The 21,409-nt window shown below is 39.5% G+C and carries 21 protein-coding genes and 2 pseudogenes; 10 read left to right on the top strand and 13 right to left on the bottom strand.

Translation table 11 applies throughout. From position 1 onward, the window contains the following. Window positions 1-709 (top strand): IS66 family transposase (gene tnpC / locus ASJ81_RS08275; protein ID WP_141241575.1); only part of this gene is annotated, 709 nt, incomplete at its 5' end. A gap of 129 nt (window positions 710-838) precedes the next feature. Here the strand turns inward: tnpC and ASJ81_RS08270 are convergent. The 13 genes and pseudogenes from ASJ81_RS08270 to ASJ81_RS08220 form a co-directional block, all read right to left on the bottom strand. Beyond that, window positions 839-1,060, bottom strand: a complete 222-nt coding sequence (locus tag ASJ81_RS08270; protein WP_394339135.1) for a pro-sigmaK processing inhibitor BofA family protein — start codon at window positions 1,058-1,060, stop codon at window positions 839-841. 179 nt (window positions 1,061-1,239) lie between these two features. Then, complete coding sequence (locus ASJ81_RS08265; RefSeq protein ID WP_095644058.1) at window positions 1,240-1,698, bottom strand: nucleoside 2-deoxyribosyltransferase; 459 nt, start codon at window positions 1,696-1,698, stop codon at window positions 1,240-1,242. 42 nt (window positions 1,699-1,740) lie between these two features. Then, entirely contained in the window at window positions 1,741-4,581 is a 2,841-nt protein-coding gene (locus ASJ81_RS08260; protein ID WP_095644057.1) for a DUF3656 domain-containing U32 family peptidase, read from the bottom strand. Between the two features lie 171 nt (window positions 4,582-4,752). Continuing rightward, the gene (locus tag ASJ81_RS08255; RefSeq protein WP_095644056.1) at window positions 4,753-5,154 is read right to left on the bottom strand and encodes a hypothetical protein; all 402 of its coding nucleotides are present in this window, start codon (window positions 5,152-5,154) and stop codon (window positions 4,753-4,755) included. A 285-nt stretch (window positions 5,155-5,439) separates the two neighbouring features. Further along, window positions 5,440-5,727: a MazG nucleotide pyrophosphohydrolase domain-containing protein gene (locus tag ASJ81_RS08250; protein WP_095644055.1), complete on the bottom strand. Its 288-nt coding sequence runs from the start codon at window positions 5,725-5,727 to the stop codon at window positions 5,440-5,442. A 39-nt stretch (window positions 5,728-5,766) separates the two neighbouring features. Further along, complete coding sequence (gene hisF / locus ASJ81_RS08245; protein WP_095644054.1) at window positions 5,767-6,588, bottom strand: imidazole glycerol phosphate synthase subunit HisF; 822 nt, start codon at window positions 6,586-6,588, stop codon at window positions 5,767-5,769. Between the two features lie 376 nt (window positions 6,589-6,964). Beyond that, window positions 6,965-7,429: a bifunctional nuclease family protein gene (locus ASJ81_RS08240; RefSeq protein ID WP_048108050.1), complete on the bottom strand. Its 465-nt coding sequence runs from the start codon at window positions 7,427-7,429 to the stop codon at window positions 6,965-6,967. Between the two features lie 302 nt (window positions 7,430-7,731). Continuing rightward, a pseudogene (locus ASJ81_RS08235) lies at window positions 7,732-8,376 on the bottom strand (protein-L-isoaspartate O-methyltransferase). A gap of 46 nt (window positions 8,377-8,422) precedes the next feature. Further along, a complete protein-coding gene (locus tag ASJ81_RS08230; RefSeq protein WP_095644067.1) occupies window positions 8,423-9,058 on the bottom strand; it encodes an HVO_0476 family zinc finger protein in 636 nt (211 codons plus the stop codon). Window positions 9,059-9,390: 332 nt separating this feature from the next. Further along, a complete protein-coding gene (locus tag ASJ81_RS24185) occupies window positions 9,391-9,498 on the bottom strand; it encodes a zinc ribbon domain-containing protein (protein ID WP_275112543.1) in 108 nt (35 codons plus the stop codon). A 65-nt stretch (window positions 9,499-9,563) separates the two neighbouring features. Next, window positions 9,564-9,614 (bottom strand): annotated as a pseudogene (locus tag ASJ81_RS24180) (hypothetical protein); the annotation flags it as partial. Window position 9,615: 1 nt separating this feature from the next. Continuing rightward, window positions 9,616-9,918 (bottom strand): transposase, encoded by a 303-nt coding sequence (locus ASJ81_RS23665; RefSeq protein ID WP_245859947.1) that lies wholly within the window; start codon window positions 9,916-9,918, stop codon window positions 9,616-9,618. Next, window positions 9,890-11,005 carry a hypothetical protein gene (locus ASJ81_RS08220; protein ID WP_245859945.1) on the bottom strand — a complete coding sequence of 372 codons (1,116 nt, stop codon included), beginning with the start codon at window positions 11,003-11,005 and terminating at the stop codon, window positions 9,890-9,892. Before ASJ81_RS08220 ends, ASJ81_RS23665 begins: the two co-directional genes overlap by 29 nt. 745 nt (window positions 11,006-11,750) lie before the next feature. Between ASJ81_RS08220 and ASJ81_RS08215 the strand changes: the two genes are divergently transcribed. From ASJ81_RS08215 to ASJ81_RS08175, 9 genes are all read left to right on the top strand, one after another. Next, window positions 11,751-12,155 (top strand): pyridoxamine 5'-phosphate oxidase family protein, encoded by a 405-nt coding sequence (locus ASJ81_RS08215; RefSeq protein WP_095644065.1) that lies wholly within the window; start codon window positions 11,751-11,753, stop codon window positions 12,153-12,155. 383 nt (window positions 12,156-12,538) lie between these two features. Continuing rightward, the gene (locus tag ASJ81_RS08210) at window positions 12,539-12,808 is read left to right on the top strand and encodes a hypothetical protein (protein WP_095644053.1); all 270 of its coding nucleotides are present in this window, start codon (window positions 12,539-12,541) and stop codon (window positions 12,806-12,808) included. Window positions 12,809-13,078: 270 nt separating this feature from the next. After that, window positions 13,079-13,756 (top strand): winged helix-turn-helix domain-containing protein/riboflavin kinase, encoded by a 678-nt coding sequence (locus ASJ81_RS08205; protein WP_095644052.1) that lies wholly within the window; start codon window positions 13,079-13,081, stop codon window positions 13,754-13,756. Beyond that, a complete protein-coding gene (ribB, locus tag ASJ81_RS08200; RefSeq protein WP_095644051.1) occupies window positions 13,753-14,493 on the top strand; it encodes a 3,4-dihydroxy-2-butanone-4-phosphate synthase in 741 nt (246 codons plus the stop codon). The genes ASJ81_RS08205 and ribB overlap by 4 nt, the downstream gene beginning before the upstream one ends. Window positions 14,494-14,742: 249 nt before the next feature. Continuing rightward, window positions 14,743-15,639 (top strand): cation diffusion facilitator family transporter, encoded by an 897-nt coding sequence (locus ASJ81_RS08195; RefSeq protein ID WP_095644050.1) that lies wholly within the window; start codon window positions 14,743-14,745, stop codon window positions 15,637-15,639. 5 nt (window positions 15,640-15,644) lie between these two features. After that, window positions 15,645-16,742, top strand: a complete 1,098-nt coding sequence (gene aroC, locus ASJ81_RS08190) for a chorismate synthase (RefSeq protein ID WP_095644049.1) — start codon at window positions 15,645-15,647, stop codon at window positions 16,740-16,742. 746 nt (window positions 16,743-17,488) lie between these two features. Further along, window positions 17,489-19,789, top strand: a complete 2,301-nt coding sequence (locus ASJ81_RS08185; protein ID WP_095644064.1) for a DUF3160 domain-containing protein — start codon at window positions 17,489-17,491, stop codon at window positions 19,787-19,789. 183 nt (window positions 19,790-19,972) lie between these two features. Further along, entirely contained in the window at window positions 19,973-20,497 is a 525-nt protein-coding gene (locus ASJ81_RS08180) for a hypothetical protein (RefSeq protein WP_245859944.1), read from the top strand. Between the two features lie 191 nt (window positions 20,498-20,688). After that, entirely contained in the window at window positions 20,689-21,147 is a 459-nt protein-coding gene (locus tag ASJ81_RS08175) for a hypothetical protein (protein ID WP_095644048.1), read from the top strand. Window positions 21,148-21,409: the final 262 nt, after the last annotated feature.

Raw genomic sequence — 21,409 nt, 5'->3', positions numbered from 1 at the left:
AGGAAAAAGACATTGGCTTCATGTAGCTTCTACTGACAAATACACCTGTTATTTTACTCATGCAAAAAGAGGATCCGAAGCTATTGATGCTATGGGAATTCTTCCAGAGTTTAAAGGGGTAGCAGTTCACGATGGATGGAAACCTTACAACAGTTATAATTGTGATCATGCTCTTTGCAATGTTCATCTCCAGAGAGAACTTACTGGAATTGAAGAGAATTATAAACAGCAATGGGCTAAAGATATGAATGAGCTGTTGTCTGAAATGAAAAAGTATGCTGATGAGTGTAAAGAGCAGGTCAAAAATCTAGATTTTGAACAAGTTAAGGCATTAGAAAAAAGGTTCAATGCTGTAGTCGCGAAAGGAATTGAAGAAAATCCACCTTCTTTAAATCCTGAAAAACGAGGAAAACGTGGTAAGAATCCAAAAACCAAAGCAAGGAATCTGCTTGATAGGTTTATAGAACATAAAGACAAGATTCTGAGATTCCTGACAGACTTGAAAGTTCCGTTTGAGAATAATCAAGCAGAAAGAGATGTCAGGATGATGAAGCTACAGCAGAAAATATCAGGAACTTTCAGAACTGCACGAGGAGCGGAAGCTTTCTGCAGAATTAGAGCATATATTTCCACAATAAGAAAGAATGGTTTACCTGTTTTAGAGGGTATTCTCGCGGCGCTCAAAGGAGCGCCGCTAACTATACCCTGAATAGTTACAAATTACTTAGAAAAAAGTTTATCAAAAACTACTTAGAAGAAGTTTATCAAAAAGAATTTAAAAGGTTTTATCAAAAGTTTTCTTGTACCTTTAATTTCCTTTAATTTTTTACCTATTTATTTATACGAAAGCTACTTTTAGATAATTCAGCACAATTATAACAAGCGCCCCTATAACGCCCCCTATTGCGCAGATAAGAACTGCTACCCAGGTAATTGCTATTTCAAGTCCAAACAAAAGTTTTGCCGCCGTAAGGACTAAGACCCCAAGTACTGCATTTATTGCAAGGCTGGTTGCGGTCTTCAGGACCTTATACAGGACAAAGGCCACTACGATTGCCAAAATCAGTACTAAAATTTCTATAATTTCAACTACCATAATCCTACTTAGGGGCTCAACTTATTTATAATTATCATTGAGTTTTATAATACAGTTATAAGCCATAAAGATTACAATCAGGGTTTGGCAGGATATCCAATGGCGTTTCTTTCGAAAAGAAGGATAACATAAGGCTTTTATTCTCAAAGAGACCGAATAAATTTAGTAATAATTTTATTAAGTGAGGTTTTGTCCGGATAAGCTCTTGCCTTAAGTAAATGGTCTGGATTTCCCAGTACCATTGCCGAGACTGCTTTATCAGGGCTGTAAACACATAGCACGGGAATTCCCAGTACAAGGGCTCTGCAGATTTCATAACCCACACCTATGGACGGCACTGTTACTTCTGCAATCAGGGCATCGCTTTTTACAAGCAAACCCATATCCCTGGTATAGATTTCTTCTTCTGTCATTTTCATTTCGGTCTTTTCCAGCTCAGGATCTGCAACGTGCAAGCTTAGCACTTCAGCCCCTGCCTCTTCGAGAGTGTCAAACATAAACCTGTATGTTTCAAGCAGTTGCCTTCCCCCACGGATAGAGCCAGACAAGAAGATTTTGGGGCTTCTTTTTTCCGAAACCTTCGATTTTTCCAGTTTTTCCATATTTCATTCACCTTTCAGCCTGTTTTTCCACAATTCCGGCTTTTACTGTACACCCCTGAAATAATGTCCGGTCGTAAAGCCCTTTCCAAGCTTCTCGCAATTTTCCGGTCCCTTTTTCCCGGTTTCAAGATAAGTATCAATTGCTTTTCTGTAAGCTCGGGTCACTTTTCGGATCTCATCCGGGTTATCCATTCCCAGAGTTTCAACTCTGAGACTTGAAACTCCGCTTTCGAGAATATCAGGAAGATACTCAAGCATGCAGAGTGATCTTGAGTTAAGAAGATGCATCCTGCATTCATAATCCATGAGCAGGGGAAACTCATAGTTTTTCTCATCTACCAGTGTAAACTTTCCTGACCTGCATGGGGCATTACATTGCCCATTGTTGTTCCCGAGAAGCCCGCCTGTAAGGCAGTGTTCTGATTCCATCAGTTCAAGCCTGCCGTAAACAATACACTCTGCAGGCCCATGAGATGTAACACATTTTAATTCCTCAAGGGTCAGTTCCGGAGAAATTACAGCCATTTGAGCCCCTTCCTGCAATAGAAAGGCAAAAGTACGGCTGTTAAAGATATTCAGAGGACTGTCCGCAATAAAAGTAATTTTCCCGACTTTTGCGAGACCAAGAGTCCCCAGATTTGAAACAAGGACCCCATCAGCCCCCAGTTTCCTTACGTGAGAGAAGATTTTTTCTACGGACTTCATTCTGGAGTCTTTTACAAGCTTTGGAGTAATCAAATAGATTTCCTTGCCTGCCTTTTGAGTCTCCGCAATAGCTTTCTCAAAAATTGCTTCAGATCTCTTTGTCGAACCTTCTTCTTGCCCTGTTATTTCCGGCCTTCTGAAAAGTCCCTCGCCGAAATAAACCCTATCGGCTCCGCCTTCAAGCGCCCCTTTAAGCCCTTCAAGGGAATAAACGGAAACCGAGAGCAAGGAATGTATAGGAAGATGCTCTTGAATAGTTTTTTCGGCTTCTTGGCCTGCATTTTCTAATGATTCCTTATCTACTGATCTCTTTTCTAATGATTCCTTATCTATTGATCTCTTTTCTAAGGATTCCTTATCTATTGATCTCTTTTCTAAGGATTCCTTATCTACTGATCCATTTTCTACTGATCCATTTTCTACTGATCCATTTTCTACTGATCCATTTTCTAAGGATTCATTTTCCACTGATCCATTTTCTAAGGATTCATTTTCCACTGATCCATTTTCTAAGGATTCATTTTCCACTGATCCATTTTCTAAGGATTCATTTTCCACTGATCCATTTTCTAAGGATTCATTTTCCCCAGATTCGCAGACCTGTAGAATATCAAGAGGTTTACGTTTCCACCTGGAAATCCGCAGGTTTTCAAGCTGCTCCACTGCTTTTGTCCTTAGCTCGTTCAACTGCCCCACAGGAACAAAAACATCTTCTTCCATCGTGATATGAAATTCAGCAGCCTCAAAAATAGTGTTTCCTAATTTTGAAAGTTGTTTTTCGATGCTGGCTTTTGAAGTTGGCTGCTTTTCGGCTTTTTCAACCAGATATTCGGACTCAATTGTTATTGAGTTTGCATCCCTGTCTCTTATCTCAAGCCCGATAGATCTTCCAGATATAACGGTTGTCGTAATAGACACAGGGATTTTAGCCCTCAGGCTTCCTGATTCGCTTTCCTTTTTGAGGGAATCCATAAGTTTTTTGTCATGCGTCCTGTATACCGTGCTTCCTGAGGGAGCTCTTGAATCAAAAGGAATTTCTACCGTATCCCCCACTCCTGCACTATATACTGAACCCTTTCCGACATACATTGAGGATATGATTTTTCCTTTATCTTCGGGCCTGGTCTCTGCATTTTCAACCATTATCCCATCTCCGAGACGAAGAGGTTGGGAAAGTTTTACCCGGATACGATTTGAATGCCTGTCATACCCTATAACCGTACCTGCCGGAACTCCACGGTTGTGGGGGTTTTCCCTGCTCATGAGCCTCCAGCGTGGATTTTCAAAAAAGTAACCATTAGTAAAACCCCTGTTAAAGAGCTGAGTAAGTATTTCCTGCTCTTCTTCGGAAACGTAATAGTCTGCGGGATTTTCAATATACCTGTCAATAAGGCGGCGGTAAATCCTGACGACACCTGCAACATATTCCGGTCTTTTCATCCGCCCTTCGATTTTGAAAGATTCAATCCCGGCTTCTATAAGAGCTCCCAGTCCTGAAGTCGTATTAAGGTCTTTCGGGCTTAAGAGATAGTTTCCGGTTGTTTTTATTTGCTTTCCTTCGCAGTACAGTCTGTATTTTTTACGACACGGCTGGGCACAGAATCCCCGGTTTCCACTTCTTCCCCCTATAAGGCTGCTTAGAAGGCACTGACCTGAATATGAAATACAGAGAGCCCCATGTATGAAAACCTCAATTTCAGTCCCTGTTTTTTCTTTAATTCTTATTATCTCTTCAAGCGAACACTCCCTTGAGAGAACTACCCTCTCTATTCCCATTGTTTTTGCGAGTTCAACTCCTTCGCTATTATGCAAAGTCATTTGGGTACTCGCATGCAGTGGGAGGTCAGGCAGATATTTTCTTGCAAGCGATATAAGCCCCATATCTTGAATTATGATTGCATCGGTCCCGATGCTTCTTAGCCAGGAAAGCAGTTTGAGAGCGTTTTCTATTTCGTCTTCCTTAAGTAGCGTGTTAACAGTTACGTATACTTTCACGCCTCTCAGATGAGCATAATCAATGGCTTCTTCAAGCTCTTTCTCTGAAAAGTTAGAGGCATACCCCCGAGCACTGAAAGCCCGAGCTCCGAGGTACACGGCATCCGCCCCATTTTCTACGGCTGCAATAAAAGCTTCCATGCCTCCTGCCGGGGCAAGCAGTTCCGGTTTTTCAGGCTTCATCGAAAGGATTAGAGAGCCTGCCCTTAATTAAACTTTGGCATACCTTTTTTGTATACAAGGCCAATAGTTAAAGTTTATAAAAGAAATTAAAATTAAAAATAGGTAAAAATAGATAAGAACGAAGCCCAGACTGAGTGATTCTTGCCGGACAGGTCGGATTATGTTTCAGTATTAGGCTTTTGGCCCTATTATGCAGCTCACAGTTCTCCCGGCTTTCTCATCTTTTGAAGCTTCGCAGAGCATTTTTCCATCGTGCATGTGGCATTCACACGAGTAGCTGAGTTTATCTGTTTTTCCCACGTATCTGAAGTGTATTTTACAGTACCCTTCCGTACACCCCAGCCCGTACTTAACCCAGCCTTCAATGTCCGCTCCACCTTCACAGCTCCCTTCGCATGCAATGAGCTCAAAGCTCTTTTCCTCATAAGATTCAATTTTAGCTGGAGCCTGGTGACCTTTTTTAAATTTCCCTTTATCAATTTTCTCAGCTTGGAGCACAAGATCCTCATCAGTGTTGTTAAGAATCTTCAACTGCAAACCCTCAAGAAGTTCCATGGTGTCGGCTTCTGACATATATATCCCCTGATAATGGAGAATCCATATAAGAATTCCACATAAGAAATTGCCTCTAAGAAATAAAAAAGTATCTCAAAATATATGAAAGATAATATGAAAAAAACTTCCGAAAGAACAAAAGCCAGGGCAACCAAGATATGGAGACCGAATTCTGAAAATAAGCCTTCGGAAAATAAGCCTTCTAAAAGCAATTCCTCTAAGGATTAGTCCTTTAAGAACTAGTCCTCTAAAAATAAGCCTTCTGAAAAATCAGGCTCTTCAAACAAGATACGTTTACCGTACTCAATCCGTACATATACAGGGCTTCTGTTTGCATGTAGGGCACATGCCAGGATACTTCTTGAGGAAGGCTTCTTCAAGGTTCACGCCGTAAAGATTGGCAAGTGCTCCTATCCATGCGAAACAGTCTGCAAGTTCCTCTTCTATATTTTCGGATTCTTTCCTGCGAATGGCTTCGGCAAGTTCTCCAATTTCCTCAATCAGCCAGAGCATGGTAGCCTTTCCTCCCCTCTTTCTGTCATTATGCGCATACAGATCGGACATCAGTCTCTGAAATTCTGAGATTTCCATTACTCTTCCCCACTCCTATCTGTTTCTGTTTTTTTCAATTTAGAGCCTTACAGGAATTTCCTTTTCCCTCAGATATTCTTTAACTTCTTTAATCGAGTATTCCCTGAAGTGGAAAATACTTGCTGCAAGGGCAGCATCGGCTTTTCCAATTGAGAAGCCCTCATAGATGTGCTGAGGGGTTCCTACACCTCCTGAGGCTATAATCGGAATATCGAGCTCTTCTGAGAGCTTTTTCGTGATTGGCAGATCATAACCGGCACATGTTCCGTCCCGATCCATGCTTGTGAGCAGGATTTCTCCGGAGCCAAGCTCTTCTGCTCTTCTTGCCCACTGCACGGCATCGATTCCCGTAGCTTCCCGGCCTCCGTAAATTACAACTTCATACCAGGCAGATGTTCCGTCCTCGAGCTCCAGAATAGTTTTATCGGGATTGTTCTTTATGTCAGTGTTTCGCTTGCAGTCAATAGCAGTGACAATACACTGGGCTCCGAATATATCTGAAGACTCTTTGATGAAGTCAGGATTCTTGACCGCAGAGGTGTTAACTGAGACCTTATCTGCCCCAGCCCGAAGAATCTGGCGAATTGCATCAACGGAGTTTATTCCTCCTCCAATCGTAAGAGGAATGAAAACCTCGTCTGCAGTCCTTTCGATCACATCGATCATAGTTTTCCTGCCATGAGCCGAAGCTGTAATGTCAAGAAAAACAAGTTCGTCTGCACCCTCTTCATTGTAGCGCTTGGCGAGTTCCACAGGGTCTCCGGCCTCTTTCAGGTCCACGAACTCAACCCCTTTAACAACACAGCCACCTGCTCTGTCAAGGGTCACATCAAGGCATGGTATAATTCTTTTGGTGAGCATCTATGGGATAATAAATTAAACTTTTATTAAAAGCTTGTTGAAATTAAGCCAATACCAGTCTTAGTTCCATTCCTGGATTAACGGCAGTACTGGATCAATGGCAGTATTAGACAATAGTCTCTATCAAAAATAGTCCTTCCGCACCCGACAGAAGCTTATAGATCAATGATAGGTGTAGATAATAAGCTCTAAAGAATATTTAAACTTAAATCTTTTCAAAGGAAAGGGAAATGCCTAAAAATCACTAAACATAATTCCAAAACCGATTTTTTCCAAAACTGATTTTACAGCCTTAAAAGCAGGATTAAGAGAAGATAAGTGAAAATAAGTGACGGTAAATGAAAGGAATCTACACATGAAATCTGCATGTTCCAATCTAGCCGAAAATGTTCATCACCCGGGCGCCTTCAAGCCTTGACATCTCGACTTCGGAACTTTCAAGCACATTTTTTCTGACTCTTATTGGGGCTCCAACACGCAAGGCAAGGGCAATGCAATCGCTTGGCCTTGCGTCAAACTGCATGATACTGTTATCCTTTCTTATCAGGAGCCTGGCATAATAGATTTTATCCACTTTTTCATCAATCAAGGCTCCCTCGATTTTTATATCGAGCCTATCGAAAATATTGAGCATAAGATCATGAGCCAGAGGTCTGGGCGGAGAAACCTTTTTAATTACGTTTCCTATTGAGAGAGCTTCGAGATGCCCGATGTATATAGGTAGCATATTTCCCTGCAAATCTTCAAGAAGCACTATAGGAGTCGGGTCTGTAAAAACATCGACTATATAGACATCCTTGACTCGAATTTCCTCAAAATCCTCATAACTGTCGATGTCCATATTTATTAGATGATTTTAAACTTATTAATACTTAATTTAATTTTTTAAATTATATTAAAAACACTACTTGAAGATCGGAATTGGCTTCTTTTATCAAAACTTTCAGCCCGGTTTTTGCCTCAAGGAAATAATTAGAGGAGTTCAGAGTAGACTTATCATAAGTTAAGGGTAGACTTATCATAAGTTAAGGGTAGACTTATCATAAGTTAAGGGTAGACTTATCATAAGTTAAGGGTAGACTTATCATAAGTTAAGGGTAGACTTATCATAAGTTAAGGGTAGACTTATTCTTACCAGAGTTTTTAGCATTCAAGGCTTTTTCGGAAGCCATGTTTACCAATCAGGGGTACAAAAACGACCCCACCTTTTCTCTTTTTATATATATGTCCTTTGCTGTCTTTTTTAATTTTATAAAGTTCTTGAGAATAATCCCCCACAGGAATAAGCATTATGCCTCCAGGCTTCAACTGTTCCAGCAAAGGTTCAGGAATATAAGGAGCTGCACATGTCACAGCTATCCTGTCATAAGGGGCATACTAAGAATAACCCATTGAACCGTCCTCAAGTAGCACTGTAACATTCTGATATCCTGTCTTTCTCAGGTTCTCCCTTGCAAAATTCGCAAGGGCTTCTATACGTTCAACCGTGTACACGTGCCCACTTTTTCCTACGAGCTCTCCCATCACTGCAGCATTATATCCTGAGCCTGCCCCTATTTCAAGGACTTTATGCCCTTCTGAGAGTTCAAGGAGTTCACACATCATTGCAACCATATGTGGGGCAGAGATTGTTTGCCCGTGACCGATATCAAGGGGTCTGTCCATGTAAGCTGCTTTTTGCTCATATTCCGGAACAAACTTATGCCTTGGAACATGGAGTATAGCCTCACGGACGTTATCTTTCAGCAGCAGGTAAGCCTCAAGATCGTCTACAAGGCGCCTACGCATTGCTTCGAGTTTTTCTTCCTCTTCTTTTTCTCTTTTATCTTTTCCTTTACCACGGCCCTCTTCGGAAATCACGCTGACCCGAACCTTCCCATTTCTTTCTCGCAAAAATTCTTTTCACATATTTTGCAAGCACAACATCGCCTTTTCTGGATCGGAATGCCCCATCCCTTACCTTGATTTTACTAATGAAAAGACTTTTATTTCCCACTCTTTCTTCTGCTCCTACAACAAATTCATAATCGCCAGACACACGTTTTTCAAGAACCTCGGTTTTTTCAGTTCCTGCCTGTGCGGAAAATTTTACAGTTACTTCATCAATGGCCCTACCCCAGACTGTCTCGGTATCTTCTGCCCGGGCAACCTGAACCCGTTTTCCTCCTGCATCAAGAGCAGTAATCAGGATAGGTATAACTACTCCTGTTTCTTCATCGTCTATAACCAGCTCATCGTCTACTTGAAGGATAGTCTCTGAGTCAAGTTCAGTCTTGTAGGTATTTGTGACATCCATTTTGCTGATTATCACTTTCAAACTAACGGATTTAGGGGTTTTAAGCTTTACTGCATGAACCTGCCCGCATTCCAGACAGCGAACAAGCGGACTCTGGCCCTCTTTCAAAACCTCATGCCCTACCTCTTCGTCAGGAGAGCATGAGGGGCACTCAACTTCAATTTCTCTTGTCATGGTATAATCAATAGATGGATTCAAGATACTAAATACTTAACTTCTCCGGCGACATTTTCCCTGGAGATAAATTTTTTAATATTTTCTGGTTCTTTTTGAATTTTAAAAGAATGATAAAAAGCATGATAGAACTTCATCCGAGTTTATTAAACTCTTCTCCTTATTTAAGAAACAGCGATCTATCCGAATTTTCATCAATACAAAAACAGGAACTAATACATTGCCTTTGAATATCATTTCAAACTGATATATTGATTATTTTGTTTCCTTTTTCGATTAGAAAGATTTTGTTTAATAAAAGTGATTACTCCCACGACTGAAGTTGCGGACATCTAAGCTTTCGCTACAGACCGTAATCCCAGTCTGAGAGTATTAATAGCGGCATTATGATCTCTATCAAGAGTAAGACCACAGTAAGGACAGCTGTGTATTCTCTCCAATAGGTCTTTTTTAACTTTTGATCACAGCCTGAGCACATGTGTGATGTGTTACATGGATTGACAAGCTCTACACGTTTACCAGCATATTCTGCCTTGTAAGACGTGATAGCTGTCAATTTACTCCATGCTGTATCTGCAATATGTTTTGCGAGGCAGTGATTTTTTTGTCACTCCTTTGACATTAAGATCTTCAAAAGTGATCAAATCATAAGTTCTGATCAGGCCAAGACTCATTTTTTGTACAAAATCCTCTCTTTTGTTTGCGATTTTTTCATGAACGCGCTGAATAGCTTTCAAAGCCTTTGCTCTTTCAGGTGTTCCTTTTACAAGTTTTGAGATTTTACGCTGTACTTTTGCCAGAGCTTTTTCTTCTGTAACAAAGAACCCTGTATTACTTCTTCCTGAACTTCCATCCACCATACAGGCAGATAAAGTTTCCTAATAATCCAAAACCTGGAGTAACTTTCTTATCACTCGATTTATTTCCATTTGAGTTCGTGGTTAAATTTCCATTTGAGTTAGTGGTTAAATTTCCGTTTGAGTTAGTGGTTAAATTTCCATTTGAGTTAGTGGTTAAATTTCCATTTGAATTCGCTATTACATCAGTATAGTTTCCCACACTTTGAAAAGCAACAGGGAAATCAGTCAAATTTAATTTTCTTGCCTCTTCATCAATTATCGGATAAATTTCTTTAGAAATAGTCATCTTTTCTTCACTTGATATATTTTCGGGAATCCCAACTTGCAGCCTAGTTAACTCTAATCCAAATGATCTAAGCTGACCTTTATCCATATATGCATCTATTTTTTCACCAACGCGCTTATAAATCAAATCCAATTTATTCGCCCATACATTGTACTCATTCTCATCTTTAAACAGAGGGATAGTTCCATAATTTGCAATATCTCCACCTTTATATACAGGTTCATGCTTTTGTTTCATATATTCTTCGATAAAGTGGTTTTCTGATTCAGAAAGATTCTTTACATCTGTACTTAGTGGAATATCCGCCTTAATATAAGTACCATATCCAAATTCTACTGGAATGCCAAGTATGCCCATTCCTCTTGCGGAATTGTCTATCAAAGCATATATCTCATTCATCAACGATTTATCAACATTACCATATTTGAATAAAATTACAAAGTATCCCTTATCGTTAACCCCACATGTTACTACTTGCCCATGAGGATACATGTATTTAGAGGCAATAGTATCTTTTATTTTATTGCTAAGTTTTTCAAGAGTAGAGTTCCAGCTTTTCTTTTGTTCCATAGTTTCCAGTACAGGAAGTTTGCCATATCTGGCAATTACGGTATTTCCGTACGAGTTCAAGCCAAAAAATTCGTGATAATAGTCAAAATTTACATTACTCATTTCTGAATTCAAATAATCACCCGACTGGACTGATATATTATCAGTTGGATTTATTCCAAAAACAGTACCTATAGAACAAAAAAAAATCAAAATAACTGATAATATGAAGAGAAGTTTTCGCATTGCCATATAAACCTTCCAAAGCAAGTATGGAGTTCGTATGAACCGGGAAAGCACATTTGAACTCCATAAACTCCTCTTTCTTAACTTCTTATAAGTTTTATGTCCACTCTCTCTAACAATGCAATTTTCAAGCGGATTTTGAGTCTGGATTACTTTATAATATTTTTATAGTTTGATGATTTGGCCATAAATTATTTATTTGAGTATTATGCCTTAACTCATATTCAAAAATAAATATAAAATAAAGTAATATTCGATTTTAATACATAAAAGCCTTATTTAAGTTAAGAAATAATAAATATAGTCTTTTTTGTTTATGAACTATCCAATTCGGACTATATTGGTGTAATCAATTAAAGAGTTCGAAGGACGAGAACTTACCGTTATTGTGCATGCACCTGAATAAATTGCTTTAACCTAGGAAATCTAAAAAATTAGATTTGGTGTTTTGTTGAGGTTGACGGACTGTTTCCCACCATTAAACTGACGGGGATTAGCCCTTATTGTTCTTAAAATTTTATTTTTTTGCATGATTTGAAAATGGAACTGGAAACCAGAGAATAGTAAAAAGTTTCTAAAACCATTAGTATTAACCTCCCTGAGAAAGATATTGTATATTAGCTCAAGGCTTTAGAAATTTTTTATATTTTATAGATTGAAAGGTCATTAAAATACACAAACAAAAGTCAGATACAGAATTATGACGCTTAACTATATTAATATATACTACAATTATCTTGGGTGTGATACTATGGTAAAATTAGATGAAAAGATGAAAACTGCATTTTCGAAGGTAAAGATTTTTCCCGTAGCTACGGCCTCAAAAGAAGGAGTTCCTAACGTAGTGCCTATAGGGTTCTGCCAGCTTGTGGATGATGAGACAATCTGGATTGCAGACAATTTTATGCTTAAGTCCCTGGAAAACCTAAAAGAGAATCCAAATATTGCAGTTTACGTTTGGGGCCCTGATACAGGCGGCTGTTTCCAGATAAAAGGTAAAGCTGATATTATTGACTCTGGGGAAAAATTTGAAAAAATGAAAGAAATTGTGCATACAGCAAAACCCGGGCTTCCTGCAAAAACTCTCATCGAAGTCAAGATTACCGATGTCTTCCAGTGTGCTCCCGGCCCGGATGCAGGAAAGAAATTACTCTGATAAAAATTCAAGTTATTCTCTGTAGAAACCCGATTTGAGATTACGATAAGGTTCTGTATAGTCTTCGGGAAATCAACATATTATAAGTACGCAGCTGGCTAAAAATAGATTAAGTTCTCGAAGACTTTACATCTACCGACATATTGCCAGGCTATATATAGATGTGCTGACCATGGAAGAAGAATGGTGCAATTTTGAACTGCTTAAACCTGATATGGTTAAGATTATATATGTGAAATCTCGAATTCTCAGACAAAAAAGACTTTAAGAGAGTACAAAAAACTATCTCAAAACTATCTCTATAGATTCTTCTTACAATTCTTTTTATACATTTCTGTATATTGTGCCCTATAATTACTTAAAAACATGAGGAGTTAAAAAGAATGGTAGATAACAAGTCTGAACATTCTAGACCTCTAGATCCCAACACTCTCAACTATTTAAGAATAAAGATGCTAGAAAGAATAAGGCATGCAGTTGACGAAGGGCTTGTAAATACTTCTGATTCTCATTTACTCGAAGTTGTGATTGATCTCAGGACCTTGCTTGAAGATGTAGAAACTGAAATGACTAACAGAGGCATGAAGTTAAAAAAACTGAGTTCAAAACCTTCAGCTAGACCAGGTAAAATGCAAAAACCTATGCATCAATAAAAACAATGAACTTGGTTTTTGTGTTAAAAATGATAAGAAGTTAATTTGAGTTTAGATAACTTTCGGGACATAGTATTTTCCGAGTTTTTGATTTATTGTTGCCAGCTGCCAGTAAAATTGATGTCAAATTTTAGCAATCCCAGAAGATACTAAAAAATTTCCTTAAAAGGCATCAGGTGGACTTTGCTATCAAAAGTTTTATTATAACGGAATGCATTGTATAACATCTCATAATTGAGATGCATCTCAAAATTAAGATGGGGGCCGACAGTGCCTGACATTGAATACCTTAAAAAACTCGCACTTATAGGAGCAGTAAATAAAACCATCAAGGTCTCATCGAGCGAGTTTCAAAAGCATACAGGAGCGAGCTCCAAAACCGCAGCAAGAAAGCTCAAACAGCTGGAAGAAGAAGGGCTGATTGAAAGGAAGATCGTTCCCGGTGGCCAGTTGATAACAATGACAGAAAAAGGGATTGAAGTTCTTAAGAATGAGTACGTCGATTATAGCAGGATCTTTTCTCCGGAATGCGAGATTCTCGAACTTGAAGGAAAGGTGCTCAAGGGACTCGGCGAAGGTCAGTACTATGTAAATATACCCGGATACCGGAAGCAATTTGAAGAAAAATTGCATTTTGTACCTTTCCCTGGGACTCTGAACGTACAGCTTTCTGAAAGCAGTTCACCTCTTAGAAATCTCTTACGTGAAATGCCGGCTGTCCGGGTAGAAGGTTTCAATGACGGAGAACGTACATTCGGAGGCGGGAAATGTTATCCAGTTGTCATTGGTGGTATAGAGGCTGCTGTAGTCGCTCCAGAAAGAACACACTACCCATCGGATTTGATTGAGATTATTGCACCTGTAAAGTTAAGAGACGCCCTGGGATTGAACGATGGGGACAGAGTTGTGGTGCAGTTAAAAAAACAGGGAATGGAGAACCAGAAATGAGCGGAAGTACGGTTTACGAATGTCTTACGTACAGAAATGAAAATATCAACAGGGCGCTGGAAGCCCTGAGAGCCGGAAAAATGATCCAGATTTACGATTCGGACTCAAGGGAAGGAGAAACTGATCTTGTAATTCCTGCTAAAGCGGTTACTTTCAAAGACGTGAAATGGATGCGAAAAGATGCAGGCGGCCTTATATGTGTGGCTGTAGATCCTGTAGCATCAAAACAGCTCAGGCTGCCTTTTATGGCTGAACTTGTCAGGGAAGCCGGTAAAACCAGTGATGTGCTCGGGGAAATTGTAGAAAAAGAAGGCGACCTTAAATATGATTCTCATTCGTCCTTTTCTCTCTGGGTCAATCACAGGGAGACCCGAACCGGCATTCCTGATAACGAAAGAGCCCTTACTATCCGGAAGATAGGAGAAATTACGGAAAAAAAGCTTTCAGGGGATGAAATTCATTTTGGGGACGAATTTAGAACCCCTGGGCACGTTGCACTGCTAAGGGCTGCAGATGGGCTTCTGGATGACCGCAAAGGCCAGACCGAACTTTCAGTTGCTCTTGCCCGCATGGCAGGCATTACTCCTGCAATGGTAGTCTGCGAAATGCTTGATGATAGTAATGGAAAAGCTCTCTCTAAAGAAGACTCAAAAGAGTATGGTAAAGAACACGGACTGGTATTTCTGGAAGGGCAGGAAATAGTGGAAGCTTATATGAAATGGACAAGTTTGGAATAAAAAATCTATTTCTTCCGCTTTTATTCATCTTACTTTTTCACATTGCTTTTTCACATTGCTTTTTTTCTTACCCTTATTTTTACCCTTTTTTTAAAAGGCAGAATTTTATATAAAAATAAATCAGTATATCATTGATAGCTTCTTGATAGTCTTCAACCAAATTAATTTTTTCAGGATTAATTTTCTTAATTGTTTATTATCCGCAGCCTGTTTTCCGGCTTCGCACATTCGATGTAGGGAGTCAGATGTATGTTACAGAAGTTCAAAAAAGTACAGCAAGTTCTCATCTATGTACTATTTCTGAACCTTGCAGTTGCGTTTGCCAAAATAATTTACGGAACCTTGACCAGTACACTGAGCATGACTGCAGACGGCTACCACTCTCTTTTTGATGGAGTTTCCAATATTATAGGATTGGCTGGGAGTTTCATCGGAGCCCGTCCGCCGGATCTCGGACATCCTTATGGACACCGAAAATATGAAACCGTAGCCTCCATTTTTATTGCTTTACTTTTGATCTTTGTAGGGATTGAGATATTCCTGAACGCTCTTAATCGTTTCTTTACCCCAAGCGTGCCAGAAGTCACAGCTATAAGTTTTCTCATAATTCTCGGAACGATGTGTATTAACTATCTGGTAACACAATACGAATATAAGCAGGGTGAACTTCTCAGAAGCCAGGTGCTTATAGCAGACTCCATGCACACAAAGAGTGACATTTATGTCTCCCTCTCGGTTATAGTAAGTCTGGCGGCTGTCAAGCTCGGTTTCTCCTCCATGGACCCTTTAATAGCTGTAGTAATTGCTTTTATCATTTTCAGAGCCGGGTACAGGATTATTAAAGAAGGTTCAAGGGCCCTTCTGGATATGTCCAGAATTGAAGAGAAAGAAATTTGTGACCTGGTCATGGGAGTCGAAGGAGTAAAGGGATGCCATAAAATCCGAACTCGTGGTAGCATGGGAGATATCAAGGTTGATATGCACCTTCTTGTCCAGTCGGATATGCCACTTGAGGATGCACACCTTGTCGCTCATAAAGTCAGCAAAAAGCTGAAGGGTGAATACAAAGATGTCTCTGAAGTGGTTGTACATCTTGAACCCTCCCTCCAGCGACCCCAAGGATCAAATAGCAAAAAAACCAGTTAAGATGCATGGCTGGAAACGTTTTCGGGCAGATGTTTCGAATTACGACCTGGGGTGAATCCCACGGCAGGGCTGTAGGTGTTGTGGTAGATGGACTGCCTGCAGGACTTCCTTTCTCCGAAGTTGATATTCAGAAAGAACTGGACAGGAGGCGTCCGGGACAGAGTGAGGTTTCAACTCCGAGACACGAGGCCGATAGGGTTGAAATTCTTTCAGGAATTTTTGAAGGAATGAGTACAGGCACTCCTGTTTCTATGCTTGTCTGGAACTCGGATGCCAAGTCTTCGGCTTATGACGCTATTAAAGACACTCCCAGGCCCGGACATGCTGATTTTACGTATATGGCCCGTTACGGAATGAGGGACCACCGTGGTGGAGGCAGATCTTCAGCCAGGGAAACAATAGGCAGGGTCGCGGGCGGAGCTCTTGCAAAACTCCTGCTTTCCAGGTTCGGAATCCGAATTGTAGGGCATGTGCTTGAACTTGGAGCCATCCGTGCAAAGCCCCTCTCCTTTGAAGAGATTCTTGAAAACGTAGAAAAGACCCCAGTGCGCTGTGCTGATCTTGATGCTGCCGGAAAAATGCTTGAGAAAGTTTCGGCCCTTCGCCAGGAAGGGGACAGTATCGGAGGCATTGTCGAGCTTATTATAAAAGGTGTACCTGCCGGCCTTGGAGAGCCTGTCTTTGACCGACTGGATGCAGACCTTGCAAAAGCCCTGATGAGTATTCCTGCCGTTAAAGGTTTTGAAATAGGAGCCGGATTTGAAGCTGCTCGCCTGCGCGGAAGTGAAATGAACGATCCTTTCCGGATCGAGGATGGAAAAATAACCACTTTGAGTAATAACGCAGGCGGGATTTTAGGAGGAATTTCAACCGGCCTGGACATTGTCTGCAGGGCAGCAGTAAAGCCAACCCCATCCATAGGAAAACTTCAGCAGACCGTCGACCTTAAAACCCTGGAAAACACTGAAATAGCAATTAAAGGAAGGCATGATCCCACGATTCCTCCGCGCATGGTTCCGGTTGCCGAAGCTATGGTTGCTCTTGTGCTTACAGACCATATGCTCAGGAGTGGATTTATAAATCCCAGTACTTTGCTGAAATAAAAGGATGCAACGAAACTGAATCCAAATCTACAAAATGTCCGTTGCAACTGATGACGTTTCAACTGATGACGTTTCAACTGATGCTATTCCAACTAATGCCAAATTGTCAGAAATGATCAGAGTAGTTTCAAAATAATAAGATAGCTTTGCCTTTACCCATATTTTTTTGTGACTCTCTACCAGTGTTATTTGTGACTCTCTACCAGTGTTTTTTTGTGACTTTCCCTTTAGAACTCACTTTGACAATAAGCATTCTCCTTCGAAAATCCTTTTTAACTCTTTCCACCGCAAACTCTTTTCAGGTTTCACAGCAAATTCTTTTTGTTCTTGAAAAATGACCTCTTTTAACTAAATATTCTGCTTTTTATCGAAATTTCTTTTCTTTACCAAATCCGAGTCAAAAAAGAATCAAAAAGGAGTCAAAAAATCTGGTACTGGATTTCAACTTTTATTGGTAAAACTGTCATGTAAAGAGTCACAAAAGTATGAGGTTACAGTTTTCGTATCTCAGGAAAATAGCTACGGTCTATATCGTCATATAAGCTTTCTGTCCAAAGTCTCTAACAATTAAAGGTCAAGAAACAGCTATAATTGGAAGACAATGTGAGAAGAATAAGTTTGAAGATTTGGTTAGAAAAACTTATAAAGGGTATGCTTAAATTAAATTATAGAGTTCAATTTATTTTAAAGTTATTAGTTATTGAATTTGTATTTATTTTTGCAGTTTCGAGGGATCTTAGTTGAAAATGAGGGCATTGATAGTTATCTGCTTGCTTATAGTATCACTGATACTTGAATCAGGTTGCATTGGCAGTAGCAGTGAGCCAGTCAAAGAAACAAAATTGGTTAATGAGACAAAACTTGAGTATGAAATAAACAATCAAACTAGCTCATATAATTCCACCGAAAAAGATGTTTCTGTAGAGAACTCATCTGAAAAGAGCAAAAATTCCCTTACACTTGAAGGGCAAAGCTCCTTTTCTAACTACTACAATAAGAAAAGTCTGCAGTTTGAAGCTGCAGTTCCCACTTATTCCTTACCTCTACAGGATTCCGAAATTGCAAATTATTATCAGTTCACCCAAAAGATTCCCCTAACTAGCAAGGAAAGGGATTTACTATACAAAAACGGTTTTATTGTAATCGAAAATGGAACTACTGAAAACCTGCTTATAGCAGGGAAGACTCTGGTAAATGAAACTTACCTAGACCTAAAAGTGGCTGATGTTCCTATTTTTATCACATCTGATTCTCTTCTACACCTTTATCACATCCAGTTTGATGAAACGTTAAAAAGAGTAGAGACTGAGGAATTTTATGACGATCTATGGAAACTTGACAAAGCTCTCCTTGAAGCTTCCATAGAGGATTATAATAGAGCATCAGGGGCAGAAAAAGAAGCTGCAAGAAGAAATATTGCATACTTTGCAGTTGCTTTGAGCCTTCTCGAACCGAAACCTGAGCAGATAGCAGAAGATTCGGGAATTGCAGAAGAAAATACACCCTTCTATTCTGGGAATGCGAAAGATTACAGTGTAGAAGTTCCTTCATTTGTAAAAGATGATGTTGAAGCCGAATTGAACTTGATAGAAGCGCATGAAGGTTCTGCTCTTTCTCCAATTTTTAAGTATAGTGAAGATTACTCTCAGTACATTCCACGGGGACACTACACTAATTCAGAAATCCTGAAGAATTACTTTAAAGCCATGATGTGGCACGGTAGAATAAGTATGATCCTTCAGTCTGACGTGATTTGTGCACAAAACTCGGAAAATGAAGCGAAAATTCAGACCATTCAGGCTCTTTTGATTTCGGACCATTTTGACAGGGATAAAGACCTTCAGGCAAGATGGGACAGAATCTACAGCGTGACGGCTTTCTATGTTGGTTTTTCCGACGACCTTGGGCCCTATGAATATGCAAAAGTTCTGGATACTGTTTTTGGAAACGATAGGAACGGAGTAAGCTTCGACAATGAAAGTCTTACAGCACTGAAAACTGAACTTGAAAAATATGAAAGCCCAAAAATCTACAGCGGAACAGGGGGAATAATTCAGGAGGGATCTGAAACCGAAAACAAAACTCTTGAGGCTACAAAAGGGTTCAGGTTCATAGGTCAACGGTATACTCCAGACTCGTATATTTTCCAGAAGCTCCATCCTCCTGCTCTGAATATCATGGACCTTCTTGGTTCTCAACAAGCAAAAAAACACTTAAAAAGCCTGAATATTTCCGAAAACGAGGAATACAAAAACCGTCACCTATCTCTGGAAAATGAATTTGGAGCTTTTGACGAAGAGGACTGGAATAAAAATCTCTACTGGGCTCAACTGTACACTTTAAAGCCTCTTCTTGTAAGCTATCCCGAGGGCTATCCCACTTTCATGCAGACTGAGGCCTGGGAAGATAAACAGCTTAACACAGCTCTTGCTTCCTGGACTGAGCTCAGGCATGATACTATTCTCTATGCAAAGCAGGAATACTTTACAGGCCCTCCCCAGGTGCCACCGGAAGAAAAACCTGTTCAGGGATATGTGGAACCAATTCCCGAATTCTATGCCAGGATGCTTGCCCTTACAAAAATGGCACATACCGGACTGGCTGAAATGAAAGTGCTTGATGAGCAGTCGGATAAAGATTTTACAACTCTTGAAAACACTCTTGAAAAACTGCTGGAAATCTCGATTAAAGAGCTTGAAAATAAAGAGTTGACAGAAGAAGAGTATGAGTTCATCAGGAATTTCGATCAAAACATATCTCCAATGCTTGAGAATGTGGATATAAAGTCTCAAAACTCAATTCTGGTTGCGGATGTCTGTACATCTCCTGCTGGAGTTTTAGAAGAAGGGACCGGAAAACTGAATCTCATAATAGTAGCCTATAAACAGCCTGATGGAAGAATTGTTCTCGGAGCAGGACCTGTGATGAGTTATTATGAATTCTGGCAGCCCCCTGGGCAGAGGTTGACAGATGAAGAATGGAGAGTAAACATCTTTGAAAACAACTGTCCTGAAAGGCCAGATTGGGTAAAGTCCTTTAAGGTGTAAAAGATGCTATTATGGATATTAATCTTTTTCACCTTATTAATTTTCACCTATTTTTCACCTTTAAGGGTGCCGCTTGCATAGTCCAGAAAAACAGGTAATATGCCAGATTTCTAAACTCGAAAAGGCAGGTACAAAAATTAAAAGGCAAAGATGTAAAGAGGGATAATTCTGGAAGGAAGTAAATTGTTTTCGCTGATAATTATAGGTTTATTCTCGGCAATTTTTCTTTTATCCCTTTATGAATCCGGCGATTTGTCCTGGGTTACAAATGATGATATTGGTAACTGTGGTGGAGAAAACAGACTGGCTCCTTCAGATGTAATGCAAACAATATATAAAAATGATAGTAGTTTTCAAAACCTGACAAAAGGGAACTATTCAGGCTCAGGTGGAATCTTCAATGAAACAGGGAAATCCGTAGAATATATCCAGGTCAACGGCTCGTATATTCACGAAGCCACTATTAAGATGCAAAACGGGACATTAAAAACCATTGGACCGGATAGCTCCCAGGAAAATCTCTACAGAGAAGCTGATTCTCTGAACGGGTCCATAATATCCATTCACTCACAAATGACCGGGGGAGAGTTCTATATGATAACTATTGACACGCCAAACGAGACCGTGAAGTCGATTGAAAAGGTGAATGAATTGCCTGAATGGACTACAGAAACTATAATTGAAGAAGTTTCGGAAGATGAACCTTAAGATATATTCTGAATCGTGATTTTCAGGAAAAACCATCTATAAAGTCTCAAGGTGCTTTTTTCTCATAGAAAATACTAACAGCAATTATGCATGAATTGTTCAATGATCTGGTCAAAAACTTTACAATTTATATAGTACATCTTTGAAAAATGTTTAGTGAAGCTCAAACTGATATTGAGAGGTTTTATTGTATGAAAGAGACAACCTCGATTCTAAATAAAGTCCTGGATGTAATCGGAATTTTATTTGGACTTATATTATTTTATTCTTGGATCATATTTATATATAGTGTAAAAATGTCATTTTTTTCAGAAAGGTCAATCGTAAATGGCAATGAAATAACTATGGCTCCGAATTGGGGTCAAATAGATCAATGGCTTGGGGCAGGTCTTATTTTATTCTTTTTGATATTTGGACACTATTTATTGTGTAGTAAGAATATGAGCAGAATTGAAAAAAATAGTGACATCATCGGTATAAAAAGCTCATTAATAGGCTTTATTTTGTGGCTATTTATAACAATAATTACTTTCTTATTTAATATTACTATTCCTTATTCCCTCAATATAGGTGGTGGATACATTATGTTAATTTTCATTTATTTATTAATGAGAAAGAATCTATATGCAACTTCAGATTTCGAGCAATAACAGAATAGTTTTGGCATGTTATTTACATTATAATTTTTTGCATTCCTTTACATATACTCAATCGGTCTTCAGCTCCATTCAACATCTATAGAACCAAAGTAGTTCGTATATAAGATTATATTCTACATTCATGCAAATTGAAGTCTGGGAATAAGCAGCTTGGCACATTCCTTGCCTCCTGGACTGAACTCAACAAACCTGTATATGGTAAGAGAAAAAGGCACTGGATATATTAACAGCTCAGACAGTAAAGATTCTGAAT

The sequence above is a fragment of the Methanosarcina spelaei genome (assembly GCF_002287235.1).
Classification (GTDB): domain Archaea; phylum Halobacteriota; class Methanosarcinia; order Methanosarcinales; family Methanosarcinaceae; genus Methanosarcina; species Methanosarcina spelaei.
This window is presented reverse-complemented; position numbering and strand designations above follow the sequence as displayed.

Bases quoted from the DNA above. Each gene is read 5' to 3' on its own strand.
- ASJ81_RS08230 (WP_095644067.1), bottom strand. From the start codon at position 9,058: ATGACAAGAGAAATTGAAGTTGAGTGCCCCTCATGCTCTCCTGACGAA.
- ASJ81_RS08185 (WP_095644064.1), top strand. From the start codon at position 17,489: ATGAGGGCATTGATAGTTATCTGCTTGCTTATAGTATCACTGATACTT.
- ASJ81_RS08260 (WP_095644057.1), bottom strand. From the start codon at position 4,581: ATGAAGCCTGAAAAACCGGAACTGCTTGCCCCGGCAGGAGGCATGGAA.
- ribB (WP_095644051.1), top strand. From the start codon at position 13,753: ATGAGCGGAAGTACGGTTTACGAATGTCTTACGTACAGAAATGAAAAT.
- ASJ81_RS08210 (WP_095644053.1), top strand. From the start codon at position 12,539: ATGGTAGATAACAAGTCTGAACATTCTAGACCTCTAGATCCCAACACT.
- ASJ81_RS08265 (WP_095644058.1), bottom strand. From the start codon at position 1,698: ATGGAAAAACTGGAAAAATCGAAGGTTTCGGAAAAAAGAAGCCCCAAA.
- aroC (WP_095644049.1), top strand. From the start codon at position 15,645: ATGGCTGGAAACGTTTTCGGGCAGATGTTTCGAATTACGACCTGGGGT.
- ASJ81_RS08255 (WP_095644056.1), bottom strand. From the start codon at position 5,154: ATGTCAGAAGCCGACACCATGGAACTTCTTGAGGGTTTGCAGTTGAAG.
- ASJ81_RS08215 (WP_095644065.1), top strand. From the start codon at position 11,751: ATGGTAAAATTAGATGAAAAGATGAAAACTGCATTTTCGAAGGTAAAG.
- ASJ81_RS08220 (WP_245859945.1), bottom strand. From the start codon at position 11,005: ATGGCAATGCGAAAACTTCTCTTCATATTATCAGTTATTTTGATTTTT.
- hisF (WP_095644054.1), bottom strand. From the start codon at position 6,588: ATGCTCACCAAAAGAATTATACCATGCCTTGATGTGACCCTTGACAGA.
- ASJ81_RS23665 (WP_245859947.1), bottom strand. From the start codon at position 9,918: ATGGTGGATGGAAGTTCAGGAAGAAGTAATACAGGGTTCTTTGTTACA.
- ASJ81_RS08175 (WP_095644048.1), top strand. From the start codon at position 20,689: ATGAAAGAGACAACCTCGATTCTAAATAAAGTCCTGGATGTAATCGGA.
- ASJ81_RS08195 (WP_095644050.1), top strand. From the start codon at position 14,743: ATGTTACAGAAGTTCAAAAAAGTACAGCAAGTTCTCATCTATGTACTA.
- ASJ81_RS08240 (WP_048108050.1), bottom strand. From the start codon at position 7,429: ATGGACATCGACAGTTATGAGGATTTTGAGGAAATTCGAGTCAAGGAT.
- ASJ81_RS08250 (WP_095644055.1), bottom strand. From the start codon at position 5,727: ATGGAAATCTCAGAATTTCAGAGACTGATGTCCGATCTGTATGCGCAT.